This is a genomic window from uncultured Senegalimassilia sp. (assembly GCF_934632265.1).
GTDB lineage: Bacteria > Actinomycetota > Coriobacteriia > Coriobacteriales > Eggerthellaceae > Senegalimassilia.
In genome coordinates, this window is sequence record NZ_CAKTYH010000032.1 from 1 (window position 1) to 17,368 (window position 17,368).

Annotated in this window: 15 protein-coding genes; all 15 read left to right on the forward strand. The window is 63.5% G+C overall.

All coding sequences use genetic code 11. From position 1 onward, the window contains the following. The first annotated feature begins 454 nt into the window (after positions 1–454). A complete protein-coding gene (locus tag Q0H50_RS03815) occupies positions 455–1,816 on the forward strand; it encodes a replication-associated recombination protein A (protein ID WP_294419532.1) in 1,362 nt (453 codons plus the stop codon). A 112-nt stretch (positions 1,817–1,928) separates the two neighbouring features. After that, positions 1,929–2,570, forward strand: coding sequence for a hypothetical protein (locus Q0H50_RS03820; RefSeq protein ID WP_294419534.1), 642 nt, complete (start codon positions 1,929–1,931; stop codon positions 2,568–2,570). Positions 2,571–2,582: 12 nt separating this feature from the next. Further along, the gene (locus Q0H50_RS03825; RefSeq protein WP_294419535.1) at positions 2,583–3,860 is read left to right on the forward strand and encodes an AI-2E family transporter; all 1,278 of its coding nucleotides are present in this window, start codon (positions 2,583–2,585) and stop codon (positions 3,858–3,860) included. 49 nt (positions 3,861–3,909) lie between these two features. Then, positions 3,910–6,543 (forward strand): alanine--tRNA ligase, encoded by a 2,634-nt coding sequence (alaS, locus tag Q0H50_RS03830; protein ID WP_366936625.1) that lies wholly within the window; start codon positions 3,910–3,912, stop codon positions 6,541–6,543. An 82-nt stretch (positions 6,544–6,625) separates the two neighbouring features. Then, positions 6,626–7,048, forward strand: a complete 423-nt coding sequence (gene ruvX, locus Q0H50_RS03835) for a Holliday junction resolvase RuvX (protein ID WP_294419538.1) — start codon at positions 6,626–6,628, stop codon at positions 7,046–7,048. Positions 7,049–7,053: 5 nt separating this feature from the next. Then, positions 7,054–8,205: an endolytic transglycosylase MltG gene (gene mltG / locus Q0H50_RS03840; protein WP_294419540.1), complete on the forward strand. Its 1,152-nt coding sequence runs from the start codon at positions 7,054–7,056 to the stop codon at positions 8,203–8,205. 8 nt (positions 8,206–8,213) lie between these two features. Then, positions 8,214–8,780: an HAD hydrolase-like protein gene (locus Q0H50_RS03845; protein WP_294419543.1), complete on the forward strand. Its 567-nt coding sequence runs from the start codon at positions 8,214–8,216 to the stop codon at positions 8,778–8,780. A 117-nt stretch (positions 8,781–8,897) separates the two neighbouring features. Further along, positions 8,898–9,848: a hypothetical protein gene (locus Q0H50_RS03850; protein WP_294419545.1), complete on the forward strand. Its 951-nt coding sequence runs from the start codon at positions 8,898–8,900 to the stop codon at positions 9,846–9,848. A gap of 70 nt (positions 9,849–9,918) precedes the next feature. Further along, positions 9,919–11,094 (forward strand): chorismate synthase, encoded by a 1,176-nt coding sequence (gene aroC / locus Q0H50_RS03855; protein ID WP_294419548.1) that lies wholly within the window; start codon positions 9,919–9,921, stop codon positions 11,092–11,094. A gap of 19 nt (positions 11,095–11,113) precedes the next feature. After that, positions 11,114–11,785 (forward strand): shikimate kinase, encoded by a 672-nt coding sequence (locus Q0H50_RS03860; RefSeq protein WP_294419550.1) that lies wholly within the window; start codon positions 11,114–11,116, stop codon positions 11,783–11,785. Continuing rightward, positions 11,767–12,882: a 3-dehydroquinate synthase gene (gene aroB / locus Q0H50_RS03865; protein WP_294419552.1), complete on the forward strand. Its 1,116-nt coding sequence runs from the start codon at positions 11,767–11,769 to the stop codon at positions 12,880–12,882. Before Q0H50_RS03860 ends, aroB begins: the two co-directional genes overlap by 19 nt. A 136-nt stretch (positions 12,883–13,018) precedes the next feature. Beyond that, positions 13,019–13,531 carry a type II 3-dehydroquinate dehydratase gene (gene aroQ / locus Q0H50_RS03870; RefSeq protein WP_294419554.1) on the forward strand — a complete coding sequence of 171 codons (513 nt, stop codon included), beginning with the start codon at positions 13,019–13,021 and terminating at the stop codon, positions 13,529–13,531. A 1-nt stretch (position 13,532) separates the two neighbouring features. Beyond that, entirely contained in the window at positions 13,533–14,678 is a 1,146-nt protein-coding gene (locus Q0H50_RS03875) for an aminopeptidase P family protein (protein ID WP_294419556.1), read from the forward strand. A gap of 54 nt (positions 14,679–14,732) precedes the next feature. Next, positions 14,733–15,293: an elongation factor P gene (gene efp, locus Q0H50_RS03880; protein WP_042434932.1), complete on the forward strand. Its 561-nt coding sequence runs from the start codon at positions 14,733–14,735 to the stop codon at positions 15,291–15,293. Between the two features lie 400 nt (positions 15,294–15,693). Further along, a partial coding sequence (locus tag Q0H50_RS03885; RefSeq protein ID WP_294419559.1) for a pyruvate carboxylase subunit B occupies positions 15,694–17,368 on the forward strand: 1,675 nt, incomplete at its 3' end.

Genomic DNA, 17,368 nt, shown 5'->3' on the forward strand with positions numbered 1-17,368 from the left:
AGGGGGCGCAAGGCGAGGGCACCACGTTCGTGCTCAGGCTTCCTGCGGCGTAGCGTTGTTGCGCAAGGCGGTTGCGGGAAAGATGGCGGGGGAGGACCGGATTTCGGCATGAAAAAAGTCCCACCCCTGGCCGGAAGGATGAACCCACCTCAACAAGGTGGGTGCTCGCAGCTTGCTTCCCGGCTTTCGTGCCAACGGGCGCGAATCTCCGTTTCACTTGCTATCTTGAGCTCCCTCGGAAATAGCATCGGTCCATCGCAAAAAGTACGGCGACAAGGGTGGAACCTGATATCGAGTATATGGGACCTCAAAGCAAAGTAAAGTCTTGACAGAATCGGTGATGCAGGTGTAACCGGGCTGTTGCCTTTGGACGCAGAAGCGAAGGGCATTTTATTCTAGGCAAACAAACGTTCGCGTGCTATCATGATGAGCCAATCAACAGGCAGGGGTGGTCATGGACACGCTATTCACGGCAATGGAAAACGAGCGCAAGCAGCAGGTGGCTCCGCTGGCGGTGCGCATGCGCCCGCGTACGCTGGAAGATGTGGTGGGGCAGCAGGATGCCGTGGGCCCGGGCAGCTGGCTGCGCGCGGCCATCGAGCAGGATAACGTCAGTTCGGTCATCCTGTATGGTCCGGCGGGAACCGGCAAAACCTCCATCGCCCACGTCATCGCCGAATCCACGAAGGCGACGTTCGTAGAGGTGTCGGCCATCGGCGGCACCGTATCCGATCTGCGTCGGGAAATCGATGCCGCTGAGAAGCGCTTGGCGCTCAACGGCTCGCGCACCATCCTGTTCGTGGACGAGATCCATCGATTCAACCGCAGCCAGCAGGATGCGCTTCTGCATGCGGTCGAGAATCGCACCGTGGTGTTGGTGGGCGCAACCACCGAAAACCCGTTTTTCGAAGTGAACTCCGCTCTTATCAGCCGTTCCCGCGTGGTCGGCCTCAAGGGGCTCTCCGACGGCGATGTGGCGCAGCTGGTGGATCGGGCTGTGGCCGACCCTCGTGGGTTGAATGGCCTGTACAAACTCGATCCGGCAGCTCGCAGCGCCATCGTGCTCTTGGCGGGGGGCGATGGCCGTGCATCGCTTACCACCCTCGAGCTTGCGGCCGGCATGCAGCAGCCCGGTACGCGTGAACACCCCGCCGTCATCACGAAGGCGCAGGTGGAAAGCGCTACGCCTCATCGTGCATTGCCGTATGACAAGAACAAGGATATGCATTACGACATCATATCCGCATTCATCAAGTCCATGCGCGGCTCCGATCCCGATGCGGCGTTGTACTGGCTTGCGCGCATGATCGACGGGGGAGAGGACCCCAAATACATCGCCCGCCGCATGCTCATCCACGCGTCCGAGGACGTGGGCAACGCCGATCCCCAGGCATTGCTGGTGGCTGCGGCCGCGTTCAAATCAGCGGAGGTCATCGGGTACCCCGAATGCCGCATCAACTTGGCGCAGGCGGCCACCTATATCGCCCTCGCGCCGAAAAGCAACGCGTGCGAAGCGGGTATCGACGCCGCTTTGGCAGAAGTTCGTCACGGGCCTAAGCGCGACGTTCCCGACTATCTCCGCGATAGGCACCGCCCCGGCTCCGAGCACTATGGCGCGTACAAATACCCGCATGATTACCCCGCGGGCTGGGTCGACCAGCGCTATCTGCCCGAAGGGCTTGAGCGCGGCTGCTTTTACCATCCCTCCGAGCGCGGTTGGGAAGCGTATCGGGTGGATGCCGCAGCGCGCGATCGGGCGCAGGCTGCTCAGGCAGCGGCTCGAAACGCGCAAAACCCCACGTCTTTTCGAAGGTAACCGCACTGCAACCGCTATGAACGGCGGGTGTAAACGCATGTGCCGGCGGAGTAGAATCAAAGGCCGCATGCTATAGTTGGCGGCATATGTGGATATACGAAGGAGGCGTCAGGTGGATTTCGGCGAAGTTATGGGTGTGGTTTTGCCTATCGTGTACGTGGTGCTCGGCGTGGCTTTGGTGTGGTTCGTGGTGGAGCTTGTGATCACCGTGCGTAAAACGCGCACCACGGTCGACAAGATGAAGGAGCAGCTCGACCCGACGCTGGAAAGCGTTCAGCGCATCACGAAATCGCTTGAGCCCGTTGCGGATAAGGTCGACCCGCTGGTCGATCGCGTGTCCCTGACCGTGGATGCCGCGAACCTTGAGATCATGCGCCTCGATCAGATCCTCGAGGACGTAAGCGACATCACCGACTCCGCCTCGAATGCGGTAGGCGCGGTAGAGGCCGCCACGAACGCCCCCATGGAGATCATGAACAACGTCACCTCCAAGGTCCGCGAGAAGCTCAAGTCCAAGCATGCAAGCGATGAATCCGTTGCCTTGGGCGAGGCGAAGGCGAAGGCGCAGGCCGCTGCCTTGGCAGGCGTGCCGGACGAAGGCGCCGATGCCCAGCAGCGCCCCTCTTCCGAGGATCTGCCTGTGGGCGAGGGCCCTCAGCAGGCGCAGCCCGAGGCGGCGTCTGCCGAGCAGCCCGAGCAGCCCGCGTACTTCACGTACGCTCCCCAGGCGGGCGATGCCGCCCAGGAGCGCTAGGAGCTGGTAGCTGTGGCAAGCAATCCCGATGTTGCGATGGAGAAGGCCCGTCGACGGTTCCTCGCCGTGTGGACGGCGGTGGGGGCTATCCTGCTCACAGGCGCAGCGGTATACCTCATCAACATCCTTAGCGTCCCCATCGGCATCTTGCTTTGGACGCTGGTCATCGTGTTCTGCCTGCGAGGCACGGTGAACAAGCTGGAATCCAAGGGCGTGCCGCGCGCGGCGGGAACGGGCGTGGCCTACCTGCTCATGTTCGCCGTGCTCGCGCTCGTCAGCTTCCTCATGCTCTCCCCGGCGTTCGGCTTCGGCGAGCAGTTCACCGACCTGGTGCAGAGCATCCCCGGCTACATCAACGACTTCATGGGCTGGGCAAACGGCGTGTACGCTCGCTATTCCGATGTTTTCCAGAACAACACGGTGCAAACGTATATGAACGAGGCGCTGTCCTCCATGGGTTCGGCGGCATCCGATGTGGCGCGCCAGAGCGCCACGGGCGTGGTCGTCATCGGCGCCGGCGTGGTGAACACGGGCATAGCGGTGGGTTTCGCCCTGGTCATAGCGTTTTGGATCCTCATCGAGCTTCCGGCGCTCGGTCGCGAGACCATGCGATTGGCAGGTCCTTCCCGTCGCGAGACCATGGATATGCTGCATGTCACGTTCACGCGCGTCATGGGCGGTTATATCAGGGGCACGCTCATCCAGTGCGGCATCATCGGCGTGGCATGCGGCGTGCTGTTCGCCGTCTCGGGCATTCCCAATTACGCCGCGCTCGGCATCATCGCCGGGATCTTGAACATCATCCCCATCGTGGGCCCGTGGCTCGGCGGTGCGCTGGCGGCGCTTGTGGGCGTGTTCGTCAGCCCGTGGATCGCCTTGGTCGCCCTTCTCGGCACCATCGTCATCCAGCAAGCGGTGTACACGTTCGTATCTCCGAAGATCATGGCGTCATCGGTGGACATCCATCCGGCGCTGACCCTTATCGCCTTGGTGGCGGGCAGCGCGATCGGCGGGGCCATGAGCGGCTTCACCGGCTCGCTTGTGGGCATGCTGGCCTCTATTCCCGCCGTGGCGGTCATGAAGTCCGTTTTCGTGTATTATTTCGAGAAGCAAACCGGGCGCCAGCTGGTTGCCGAGGACGGCGTGTTCTTCCAGGGCACTCCTCGATCCGACGGATCGCTCGACCCCATCGCCGATGCAACGTCCCCTCATCCGGACGCTTCGGCGGGCTTCTCCCTCCCGAAGGTGGGCCGCGGCAAAGAGCAACGTCGCGACGGCGATCGGCAATAGGGCGCACGCGCGCCGATTTAAGGCAAGGCATAGTTAGAAAGACAGGCACATGGAGTACATGACTAGCGCGGAGATCCGCGAGAAGTACTTGAAGTTCTTCGAGAGCAAGGGCTGCAAACGCATGCCGTCCTCCTCCCTTATCCCCGATGATCCCTCGCTTCTGCTTACCAGCGCGGGCATGGTGCAGTTCAAGCCCTACTTCCTTCATCAGAAGGAGCTCGACCCCGCATACATCGGCACCACCACGGTGCAGAAGTGCGTGCGCACCAACGACATCGACAACATCGGCGACGCCCGTCACCTGTCGTTCTTCGAGATGCTCGGCAACTTCAGCTTCGGCTGCTACTTCAAGCACGAGATGTGCGCTTGGGCCTTCGAGTTCTCCACGGAGGTGCTCGGCCTCCCGAAGGACAAGCTGTACTTCACCGTCTTCGAGGATGACGACGAGACCATCGAGATCTGGAAGTCGCTCGGCGTGGCCGAAGACCATATCTCCCGTTTGGGCGAGGACGACAACTTCTGGCGTGCCGGGCCTACCGGCCCGTGCGGCCCGTGCTCCGAGATCTACTTCGACCAGGGTCCCGAGGTGGGCTGCGGCGATCCCGACTGCAAGCCGGGCTGCGATTGCGACCGCTTCCTGGAGTACTGGAACTGCGTGTTCACCCAATACGACGGCCAGGAGGACGGCACGCTGGCACCGCTGAAGACCAAGAACATCGACACCGGCATGGGTCTCGAGCGCATGGCCGCCATCATGCAGGGCGTCACGAACAACTACGACACCGACGTGCTGCGCAGCCTGGTCGGCGTGGGCGAGCGTCTGGCCGGCGTCGAGTACGGCAAGGACGAGGCGGCCGATCTGTGCCTGCGCATCATGGCCGACCACAGCCGTTCGGTCACGTTCATGATCGCCGACGGCATCCTGCCCTCCAACGAGGGCCGCGGCTACGTGCTGCGCCGCCTGCTGCGTCGCGCCGTCATGAAGGGCCATATGCTGGGCCTGGACAAGCCGTTCCTCAACGAATACGTCGATGAGCTGGTCAAGCTTATGGGCAGCGTGTATCCCGAGGTCATCGATAACCGAGAGCTCATCCGCGGCATCATCTTGTCCGAGGAGGAGCGCTTCGGCGCCAACCTGCGCCAGGGCCGCGCGTTCCTGTCCGAGTCCCTTGACAAACTCGAGGGCACCACGCTTCCCGGCGAGCAGGCGTTCACGCTGCACGACACCTACGGCTTCCCCGTGGACATCACGCGCGAGCTGTGCGAGGAGCGCGGCGTCGTCGTGGACATGGAGGGCTTCGAGCGTTGCATGGAGGCGCAGCGCGACCGCGCCCGTGCGGCTAACGTCAAGGACGCCGAGGCTGCCTGGTCCACGTACGGCGGCATCCATGCCGAGCTGCTCAAGGAGCTCGGCGCCACGAAGTTCGTCGGCTATCAGGAGCTTTCCGCCCAGGCAAAGGTCAGCGCGCTTATCGCCGATGGCGAGCGCGTAAGCGAGCTGCAGGCCGGTCAGACCGGCGAGGCGGTCCTGGACGTAACCCCGTTCTACGCTGAGATGGGCGGCGAAGTGGGCGACACGGGCGTCATCGAGGCCGATGGCGTCAAGGTCCAGGTCGTCGACACGAAGGCTCCTGAGAAGGGCCTCGTCTGCCACGTGGTGAAGGTGCTCGAGGGCACCCTTGCCCAGGGTGCTGCCGTCACGGCTTCCGTGGACGCCGACCGTCGTGCCCGCGTCACGCGCAACCATACCGCCACGCACATCCTGCACGCCGCGCTGCGCCAGGTTCTCGGCGAGCACGTCTCCCAGGCCGGCAGCTACGTGGGTCCCGACCGCCTCCGCTTCGACTTCACGCATTTCGCCGCGGTCACGGCGGAGCAGCTGGCGCAGGTCGAGCGCGTTGCCAACGAGTTCATCATGTCCGCAACGCCCACCAACATTTACGAGACCTCGCTTGACGCGGCTCGTGAAAGCGGCGTCACGGCGCTGTTCGGCGAGAAGTACGGCGATCAGGTGCGCGTCGTCGAGTGCGGCGGGTTCTCCCGCGAGCTGTGCGGCGGCTGCCACGTTGCCAACACGGCCGAGATCGGCATCATGAAGATCACGTCCGAAACCAGCGTGGGCGCGAACGTGCGCCGCATCGAGGCGGTCACCAGCTACGGCGCCCTTGACTACATCAACAAGGTGGAGTCCGAGCTGAAGGAAGCCGCCGAGGAGCTGCGCGTCCCGCTGTTCGACGTGTCCGAGCGCACCGCCGCCAACGTCAAGCAGCTGCGCGAGTTCCAGAAGAAGGCCAAGCAGACCAAGGGCATCGTGTCCGACGACAACATTACCAAGCTCGTCGGCTCCGCCGTGAAATCCGCTGCCGGTTATCCGGTGGTCATCTCCCGTGTGAAGATCGCCGATGCAGGCGGTCTGCGCAACGGTTGGGACGTCCTGTCCGCCCGCATGGCCGAGCCCGGCGCATGCGTGCTCATCGGCGAGAAGGACGGCAAGGCCGTGCTGATGGCCGCAGGCACGCCCGAGGCTGTGGATGCCGGCTTCAATGCCGGTGCCATCATCAAGGCCATCGCGCCTTGCGTGCAGGGCGGTGGCGGCGGCAAGCCGGCAATGGCGCAGGCCGGCGGCAAGAACGCCGCGGGCATCGATGATGCGCTCGAGGCTGCTCGCAAGATGCTGCTGTAGCTCTCAATGCAGCTTTCACGCCCCGCCGCCCTTGGCTGCGGGGCGTTTTCTTATCCGTTCGTTGCGTAAGGTTAGGTCGACAATGAGGATTCTTGCACTGGATATCGGTCAGACGCGCATCGGCATTGCCATCAGCGACCCGCGCGAGCGCGTGGCGTCGCCTGTTTGCGTGCTTCCCGCAAACGAGGTGCTGTCCAATGCGAAAAGCTGGAAACGCGTGCTCGAGGACTGGGAGCCGGAGCTCATCTTGTCGGGCCTTCCGTACACGCTTTCAGGCGAGGAGGGGCCTCAAGCTGGCCGTATCCGCGGTGTCGCGGATAGCATCGGAAAGGCTGCCGGTTTGCCGGTGGAGTTCACCGATGAGCGTCTCAGCTCGCAGGAAGCGAAGCGCAGTTTGCGTGAAAGCGGCATGTCGGAGCGCGATATGCGCGGCAAGATAGATATGATTGCAGCAAGTGTGTTCCTTCAGGCGTGGCTTGATGCCCGCCATGCAGGCGAAAGGTAGTGTAAATGTCCCCTCGTAGGCAAGTGACCTATTCCCGCCGCCCGAACCATGCGGCACGCTCGGCGCACGCGCGCGGCGACCGTATGTTCCGTACGTACGATACCAGCTATATCCGGCCCAAGCGATCCAACGTCCCGCATTATGTGTTCCTTGCCGTGTTGGCGTTGCTGGGCATCGGCATCCTGTGGTTCGTCGGTTCCTCGGTTGCCAGCTGCGTGTCGCCGAAGGTCGATCTTCTGGCAGAGGGCCAGCAGGCCACCATCACCGTCAACGAAGGCGCGTCGGCCAATACCATCGGCTCTACGCTGGTGGATGCCAAGCTGGTGGGGTCGGCAAAGGAATTCACTGAACGCGTGAAGGACCTGGATGCGGGTTCCGACCTGAAACCGGGAACCTACACCTTCGCGGGCGGTGCGACGGTCGACGACATCGTCGCCGCATTGCGCAACGGCCCGGTTTCCGATGCCGTGCTCACCATCCCCGAAGGCTATCGCCTGACCGAGATCGCATCTGCGGTGGAAAACGCCACCAGCGGGCGCATCAGCGCCGATGCCTTCAAGCAGGCTGCGTCGGATGCAAGCGTGTATGCGGGCGATTACAGCTTCCTGGAATCTGCGGGCACGAACAGCCTTGAGGGCTTCCTGTTCCCGAAAACCTATGACGTCGACGCCGACGCCACGGCAGACAGCTTGATCCGCCAGATGCTCTCCCAGTTCCAAACCGAAACGGCGGGGCTCGACTGGTCCTATCCCGAATCCCAGGGCCTGTCCATCTACCAGACCGTCAACCTGGCATCTATCGTGGAGAAGGAGTCCAGCGGGGATGAAACGGTGCGCGCCCAGGTGGCGGCCGTGTTCTACAATCGCCTGACCACCAAGGGCGAGCCGAGCAACGGCTACCTGCAAAGCGATGCCACCACCGCTTACGAGGTTGGGCACGACCCCACGGCCGACGAGGTGCATGCGAACAGCCCGTACAGCACCTACACCAACGCCGGGCTTCCGCCTACGCCCATTTGCTCGCCTTCCATCGAGTGCCTGCAAGCGGTGTGCTCGCCGAATAAGGATGCGCTGGGCAAGTATTACTTCTTCTACTTCCAAAACGATAAGTACACCTTCAGCGAAACCTACGACGAGCATCAGGCCGCGTTCTCGTAAGGGGATCCATGCCATACTTGCAGCCGGAGCGCTATTTCTCCCGCATATCGCATATCAACATAGAACGGGACCTGCTTGCATGCGGGTTCCGCCATGTTTTGCTTGATATCGACAACACCATCTTATCCCGCGCAACGCATGACGTCCCGCGTGACGTGGGCCTGTGGCTCGCCCAGGCGCGAGATGCCGGCGTGAGCTTCTGCCTGGTGTCGAACAACTGGCACAAAAACGTGCATGAGCTTGCGAACCGTCTGTCCATGCCCATCATCGCCAAGGCCATGAAGCCCTTGCCCGTGGCGCTGTTCGCTGCGTGCTCCATGCTGGGGGCGAAACGCAGCGAGACCGTCATGATCGGCGACCAGTTGTCCACCGACGTGCTTGCCGCGCACAATGCCGGCATGTCGGCTTATCTGCTGGCGCCGTTGGCGGAGCAGGATCTGCGGCACACGAAGTACGTGCGCATGGTGGAGCAGGCCATCCTAGGCGGGGCGGTGCCTGAGGGCGCACCTCAGCCGGCGCAGGCGCGCACGGCCGACCAGCCGGCTGCTTCAAGCGCGTTCGCGCAGGAAAAGTAGCGAAAACGCCTATTTGATGGGCCCCGTGGGCGAATTAACCCCTACAAAAGTAGTCTGCATTGGTATGATGAAATCCCTGCTAACCTGCAGGCCCTTGATCGACCAGGAAGGACTTTCATGACCGAGCAGAGCGAAGGCGAACGCCTCTATATACTGGGGCATCCGGTCGCGCATTCGAAATCGCCGGTAATGTACAACGCGTTATACGAAAGGCTGGGTCTTCCTTGGACCTATGCCCTTGCCGATTACGCCGAGCTGGACGACGCCCGCGCTTTTTTAGATGCGCGGGAGTTTCTGTCCGTTAACATCACCACTCCCTATAAGCCGTTGGCCCTTCAAGCGGCAACGCGCAAGGCAGCCACCGCGCAGTTGGCGCAGGGCGCCAACGTGCTCGTTCGCAAGGACGACCAGCTGATCGGCTTCAACACCGATGGCGACGGGTGCGTCAAGTTCCTGGAGCTTGCGGGCGTGACCTTCAAGGGCAAGCGCGTGGTGGTGTGCGGAACGGGCCCCACGGCGCTCTCCATCCTTCATGCGTGCGCTATCGCCGGCGCCGATGTGCTGTTGCTGCTCTCGCGCGACAAGGAGCGCGCGCATAGCGTGCTGGATGCCTATCTCGAGCGTTTCGGCAAGCTGGCCAACGCCACCATCGATTTCCCCGCCATGAAGGAAGGGCATCGCAGCTTCCGCGAGGCCTACACGAAGCCGACGTTCAAGTTAGGCAGCTATACCACGTCGACGGGGGCGCTGGGCTCGGCGGACATCATCATCAACGCCACTCCGTTGGGCATGAAGCCCGACGATCCCGCTCCGTTCGACACGGGGCTTTTGCGTCCGGGCCAGGTGGTTATGGACGCCGTGTACGCATCGGGGCGCACGAAGCTGGTGGCCGATGCGATTGAGGCCGGTTGCAAGGCGGCTTTCAACGGAGGGGGCATGTTGGTGGCTCAAGCGGTGGCTTCGGCGCTCATCGTGTCCGACATAGCGGAAGTGAAGATACCGTATTCCGAAGCGGAGCTGTTCAACCTTATGGCGGACGCCGCCGGGTTCGATTGCCCGCGCGCCTGATCGAAGCATATCCGCCCATATCGGCGCGGCGTGAAACCTAGGCCGCGCATAAGCACGAAAAGAGAACAGCATGCGCTACTACACAGCAGGAGAGAGCCACGGACAGGGCCTGGTCGCCATCGTCGAGGACGTGCCGGCGGGCCTTAAGATCTCCGAGGAGCAGATCAACATCGATTTGGCGCGTCGCCAGGCCGGCTATGGCCGCGGCGGGCGCATGAAGATCGAGCATGACACGGTGCAGGTCATCTCAGGGGTGCGCTTCGGGCGCACCATGGGAAGCCCCGTGGCCATGCTCGTCGCCAACAGGGATTGGGCGAACTGGACCGATCGGATGGCCCCCTTCGGCGAGGCCCCGCTCGATCTGGTCCGCGAGGTGACCCCTCGTCCGGGCCATGCGGATTTGGTGGGCGCCTTGAAGACGAACACCGACGATTGCCGCAACATCCTCGAGCGCTCAAGCGCCCGCACCACCGCACCGCGCGTTGCGGCCGCGGGCATCGCGCGCGAGTTTCTGGCCGATCTGGGCGTGGATATCTTCTCCTACGTCACCGGCATCGGAAGCGCCGTCATGCACGAGGACGACCCGTTCATGAACGCGGCGCGCTATACGCCGCTTGAGATCGAGACCAGCGAGGTCCGTTGCCCCGACGCCGAGGCCAGCGAGGCCATGAAGCGCGAGATCGATCGGGCTATCAAGAACAAGGACAGCCTGGGAGGGACGTTCCGCGTGGTCGTGCGCGGCCTTCTGCCGGGCGTGGGCGGCTATGCCGTGCCCACCGAGCGCCTGACGTCCACCATCGGCGGCGCCCTGTTCAGCATCCCCGCCATCAAGGGGGTCGAATTCGGCATGGGCTTCGAAGCGGCCCGCAAGCCCGGTTCGCAGGTGCACGATCCCATTTTGCTCGATCGCGCGAAAGCCGAGTTCACGCGCGCGTCCAATAACGCAGGCGGCCTTGAGGGCGGCATGGCCACGGGAATGCCCCTGGTGGTCACAGCGGCCATGAAGCCCATTCCCACGCTCATGCAGCCGCTGCAAACCGTGAACCTCGACACGCTCGAGGTGGCCCAGGCCTCCAAGGAGCGAAGCGACGTGTGCGCCGTGCCGGCATGCGCCGTAGTCGCGGAAGGGGAAGTGGCCTTCGCCATAGCCGATGCCTATATGCGCAAGTTCGGCTCCGACAACATGGCCGACATCAAAGCGGCCATCAAAGCCTACAAGCAACGTTTGAACACCGTATCTCGTTAAAGCAGCCAGGAGGACCATCATGGAACAGCAGGAAGTCAAGGGCGATGCCATCACCCCGGAAAACGACCCGATAGCATACACGCTGTCGGTCACCACCCCCGACGAGGTCGTCGCCGTCGTCAACAACCCCGAGATCAAGCCTCATGCGCGCCCCACCTACGAGCTGACGCGCAACGTGTTCTTCGTCGGCTTCATGGTCGCGGGCAAAACCTCCACGTCGCGCCGCCTGGCGCGCCAGTGCGGCCTTGCCACCATCGACCTGGACGCCTACATCGAGCGTCGCGAGCGCAGGGCCATCAACCAGATCTTCGCCGAGCAGGGCGAGCAGGCGTTCCGCGATATGGAAACCCAGGTGCTCGACGAGTTCGCCCACAAGGGCCCCATGCTCGTGTCGTGCGGCGGCGGCATCGTGCTGCGCGAGGAGAACCGTGAGATCTTGAAGAACAACGGCTTCGTAGTATATCTGCAGGTCACGGCCGAGCAGGCCGTCGAGCGTGTTGGCGACGTGTCCACGCGCCCGCTGTTCAAGAACCTCGAGACCGCGCGACAGACCATCGCCGGCCGCCTGCCCATGTACGAAGACGTTGCCAGCGTGTCCATCGACACCGTGGGCAAGTCCATCAACGTCGTGGCGCAGGAGATTCAGGAGATTTTGGAGAAGGAAGGCGTGCTGTGCCTGCGACAAGAGTAGTGGTGAACATCCCCGGCGAAGTCGCGTACAACGTGCGCATCGGGGCCGGGGTGCTCGATACGCTGGGGTCGTCCATGCGCGGCGTGCCGGCCGTCGCCGATGCACGGCAAGCGCTTGTCATCACCGACGCCAATGTCGGCCCGCTGTACCTGGCCCGGGTGAAGGCGTCGCTTGCCCAGGCGGGCTATCGGGTCTCCGATATCTGCGTTCCCGCTGGTGAAGAGGCGAAATCGCTTACGGTGCTCGGCGAGGTGCTCGAGGCCATGGCCGCCTTGGCGCTCGAGCGCGACTGCGTGGTGGTCGCGCTCGGCGGCGGCTGCGTCGGCGACCTGGCAGGTTTCGCCGCGGCAACCTACATGCGTGGCGTGCAGGTGGTGCAGGTTCCCACCACGCTCCTGTCCATGGTCGATTCAAGCGTGGGCGGCAAAACGGGCGTGAACCTGTCCGCCGGGAAGAATCTGGTTGGCGCCTTCAAGCAGCCTGCGTTCGTATGTGCCGATACCGACGTGCTGGCAACGTTGCCGCCGCGCGAGTGGGCATGCGGCTGCGGCGAGGTGGCGAAGACCGCGCTCATCGACGGCGACGAGTTCTTCTTCTGGCTTTCCGACCAGGCGTCGGCCGTGGTCGACCGCCAGCCCGATACGGTCGCCGAGGCCATCGCCCGGTGCGTGGTGTTCAAGGCGGATGTTGTGGCGCAGGACAAAACGGAAAGCCGCGGCGTGCGCGAGTGCCTGAACTACGGCCACACCTTGGCTCACGCCATCGAGAAGCTTTCGGGCTACGGCACGTACAGCCACGGGCATGCAGTGGCCGAGGGCATGCGCTTCGCGGCCCGTATGGGCATGCGCCTTGCGGATATGCCGGCCGATCTTGCCCAGGCACAGGGGCAGTTGCTCGACGATCTGGGCTTGCCCGAGCTTGATTGGGTCGCTTCCCCGGAACAGGTGCTCGAAACGATGAAGCGCGACAAGAAGGCGCGTCATGGGCAGGTCCGCTTCGTGTGCCTGCATGATGTGGGGCAGTGGCGGCTCCAGGATGTGCCCGACGGCGTGATCTTGGAGGAGCTGGAGGCATATTTCGCGCAGAAGCGGCGGTGACGCTGGGCTGGCGTAAGGTTCAGCGTATGGAAGGCGGACCGTCTTGCAGGTCGGTTTGGGAAAGCCGCTGCGGCGACGATCATCGTTTCAAGCTACCGTCGGATGCGACGGCGGGAAGCAACGAAAGGTATGCGATATGAAGAAGATCCTGCTGATGAACGGGCCGAATCTGAACATGCTCGGCATCCGAGAGCCGGGCGTGTACGGCAACGATACCTTGAAGGATTTGGAGGCCGCCTTCGCCGAGTACGCCCGAGCGCGCGGCTGCGAGGTGGAGTGCTTCCAGTCGAACCATGAAGGCGACCTGGTCGAAAAGATTCACGCCGCGCACGGCACGTGCGACGGCATCGTGTACAACCCCGGCGCGCATACGCACTATTCCTATGCGCTGCGCGATGCGCTCGGCAGCGTGAGCACGCCGTGCGTCGAGGTGCACATCTCCGACGTCAGCACGCGCGAGGCGTTCCGCCATATCTCGGTGATCGCCCCGGCATGCGTGGCGCAGGTCAAGGGCCGCGGCTTTGCCGGCTATAACGACGCGCTCGACATCCTGCTCGAAGGCGTGACCGAGCGCTTAGGCGAGGGCTTCGAGGAGCGTTATATGCCGGGCCAGGTCGTCGTGGCAGGACGTGATCTCATTGACGAATAGCATGAAAGCCCAGGCAGCAGGGCGTTTGGAGAGGCTGCGCGATGCGGCGGCGGAAAACGGCATCCGCACGTTTCTGGTACGCGACACCGCAAGCATCGAATGGCTGACGGCGTTCGACGACGTGTTCGACGACGAGCAGGCCCATGCGCTTCTGGTGACGCCGCATGATGCGATGCTGCACACCGATTCCCGCTACAGCGCGGCGGCGCGCAAGGCGGCGCAGGGCGAAGGCGTCATCGCCGTCGACGATGCGCGCCAAGGCCACGGCGAATGGGTTGCCGACGTGTTCACGCGTCGGCATGCGAACGCTCCCGCCGGCTCGCCGGCGCCTGCGAGCATCGTGCTCGCCATCGAGGACTCCATGACGCTCGCGGCGTTTCGCGCGCTGGAAGGCGCCCTTGCCAAGGCGCCGGCATCCCCGCAGCTGCGCGAGACCTCCGGCTTCGTCCGCTCGCTGCGCGCGGTCAAGGAGCCGTCGGAGGTTGCGCGCATGAAGGCTGCCCAGGCCATCACCGATGCGGCGTTCTCCTATATCGTCACGTACATGAAGCCGGGCATGACCGAGCGGCAGGTTCAGATCGAGCTTGAGGACTGGATGTTGCGTCATGGCGCGTCCGGCCTGGCGTTCTCCTCCATCGTGGCCTGCGGCGCCAACGGCGCAAGCCCGCATGCCATCCCGGGCGAGGCGCGGCTTGAGGCGGGGCAGTGCGTGGTAATGGACTTCGGCGCGCGAGCCCACGGGTATTGCTCGGACATGACCCGTACCGTGTTCGTCGGCCAGCCCGATGCGCGCATGCGCGCGGCTTACGAAACGCTGCGCGAGGCGAACGAGCAGGTGGAAGCTGCGATCAAGCCCGGCGTCACCGGCGCGCAGATGCACCAGATGGCCGAGGACGTTCTTGCCGCGGGCGGTTTCGCCGGCAAGATGGGCCACGGGCTGGGCCATGGCGTGGGCATCGACATCCACGAGGAGCCCGTGCTCTCGCCGCGCAACAAAGAGCCGCTCGTTGCGGGCAATGTGGTCACGGTGGAGCCGGGCATATATCTGGAGGGCGATTTCGGCATGCGTCTAGAGGATTTCGGCGTGGTTACCGAAACGGGATTCCAGGTTTTCACGCAATCTACGCATGACATGGTTATAATTTAAGGGTTGAACTAAAGGGGCGGCCTTGGTCGCCTGAACGGTTGAAAGGATCTACCAGTGGCTATCTCTACCGCCGATTTCAAGAACGGAATGTGCATCGTCAACAACGGCAAGATGTGCACCATCGTCGAGTTCCAGCATGTCAAGCCCGGCAAGGGCGGCGCCTTCGTCCGCACGAAGCTTCGCGACATCAAGACCGGTCGCGTGGTCGACTACACGTTCAACGCCGGCACGAAGTTCGACACCGTGCGCCTGGAAACCCGTAAGATGCAGTACCTGTACAACGACGGTTCCGATTTCTACTTCATGGACCCCAACACCTACGACCAGATGAGCATGCCCGCCGAGACCGTCGGCGACACCGCCAAGTGGCTCAAGGAAAACGACGAGGCCAGCCTGCTGTACGCCGGCGAGGAGCTCATCAGCATCGAGCCCCAGATGTTCGTCGAGCTCGAGTGCACGCACACCGAGCCGGGCTTCAAGGGCGACACCGCCACCAACACCACCAAGCCGGCCACCTTCGAGACCGGCGTCGAGCTGCAGGTGCCCACGTTCGTCGAGATCGGCGACGTGCTGCAGATCGACACCCGCGACGGCCGCGTCATCAAGCGCGTCTAGCTCACGCCGGCTGCGCGGTCGACGCTGCGCTTTCGCATTGAACGGCTTTTGTTGCGCGCCTGAAGCATGGCAAGGGCGCGCGCAGCAGGCCGGCATCGGCCCGTTTCAGGCGAACCGATGCGCCAAGCAAAGGTCCGCCAAGCGCGACGATATCTCCGAATGCGCCCGTTCAGGGCGCATTCGCTGTATTTGGGACGGTTTCGCCGGACTTGCGAAGCCCGTCTTCGCGTACGTGGATCATCGCGATCGCGGGGCTTGCGAAGCGCGCCGCCTGGGCGGCGTTTCTGTTTCTTGCCCGTGAATTCGGCATGTGCGCACGGTATCGGCGCCGGCATCTTCTATAATCCTGGTTTCGATCTATACGGTCTGTATCACTTGAAAACGAAGGGGGTGCGAGTTCATGTCAAGGCTTCAGATCATGGATACCACTATCCGTGACGGCCAGCAAAGCCTGTGGGCGACGCGCATGAGCATCGGCGACATGCTGCCGATCCTGCCGAAGATGGATCGCGTCGGCTACTGGGCCATCGAGGCATGGGGCGGCGCGACGTTCGACTCGTGCATGCGCTTTTTGGATGAGAATCCGTGGGACCGCCTGCGTTCCATCAACGCGGCAACGCCGAACACGCCGTTGTCCATGCTTACCCGAGGTCAGAACCTGGTCGGCTACAAGCATTATTCCCGCGAGATCGTGAACCGCTTCATCAAGGCTTCCAAGCGCAACGGCGTGCACGTGTTCCGCGTGTTCGACGCGCTCAACGATATCCGCAACGTGGTGGATACCGCCGAGGCGGTCAACGAATGCGGCGGCCACTTCGAAGGCGCCATCTCCTACACCATCTCCCCGGTGCATACGCTTGACAGCTACCTTGAGTACGCGCAGCAGCTCAAGGAGCTCGGCGCCGACTCCATCTGCGTGAAGGACATGGCCGGCCTTATGACGCCGTACCGTGCCGAGCGCATCGTGAAGGCCCTCAACGCCGAGATCGGCCTGCCCGTGCATCTGCACTGCCATTACGTCGGCGGCATGGCCCCGGCCAACTACCTCAAGGCCGCCGAGGCGGGCGTGTCCATCGTCGACACCGCATCCGCGCCGCTGGCATTCGGCAACTCCCAGCCCGCCGTCGAGATGATCGTGGCGGCGCTGCAGGAAAGCCGTTACGACACCGGCCTTGATCTGGACCTGCTGTTCGAGATCGCCGAATACTGGGAGGAAGTGCGCAAGCGCAGCCACTACAAGCGCGGCGTGTCCTCGCTCATCCATATGCAGGTGTACTCGCATCAGGTGCCCGGCGGCATGATGTCCAACCTCATGAGCCAGCTCGAGGTGCAGAACGCCTCCGACCGCCTGCCCGAGGTCATGAAGGAGATCCCGCGCGTGCGCGCGGAGGTGGGCTATCCGCCGCTGGTCACCCCCATGTCGCAGATCGTGGGCACGCAGGCCGTGTTCAACGTGCTCACCGGCAAGCGCTGGGGCGTCGTGTCCAAGGAGATGAAGGACTACATCTGCGGTTACTACGGCAAGGCCCCGGGACGCATCGACCCCGAGATCATGAAGAAGGTCGCGGGCAATTCCCAGGTGCTGCCCGACGACGTGGCCCCGTCAAGCCTGGTCACCACCACCTATGACGAGGTCGTCGAAGAGGTCGGCGACCTGGCCCAAAGCGAAGAGGACGTGCTCATGTACGCCCTGTTCCCCAACGAGGCGCGCACCTTCCTGAGCAAGCACCGCGCATCCGAGAAAGTCGACTTCCTCATGCAGGAGGAGTCCAGCAATACCAAGGAGGACGATTACGTGGATATCAACCAGATTCGCGAATTGGTTCGCGTTGCCGAGGAAAGCGGCGTAGGCGAGATCGTGGTCGAGGACGGCGGTCAGCGCATCGCCGTGCGCATGCCCGGCGCGATGCCGGCCGCCGCACCGGTCGCTGCCGCTCCGGCGGTCGCCGCAGCCCCCGCAGCCCCCGCAGCGGCTCCTGCCGCTCCGGCAGCCGCTGCCGCCGAGCCCGAGCGTCCTGCCAACTGGTATGCCGTGAAGGCCCCTATGGTCGGCACGTTCTATGCTGCTCCCGCTC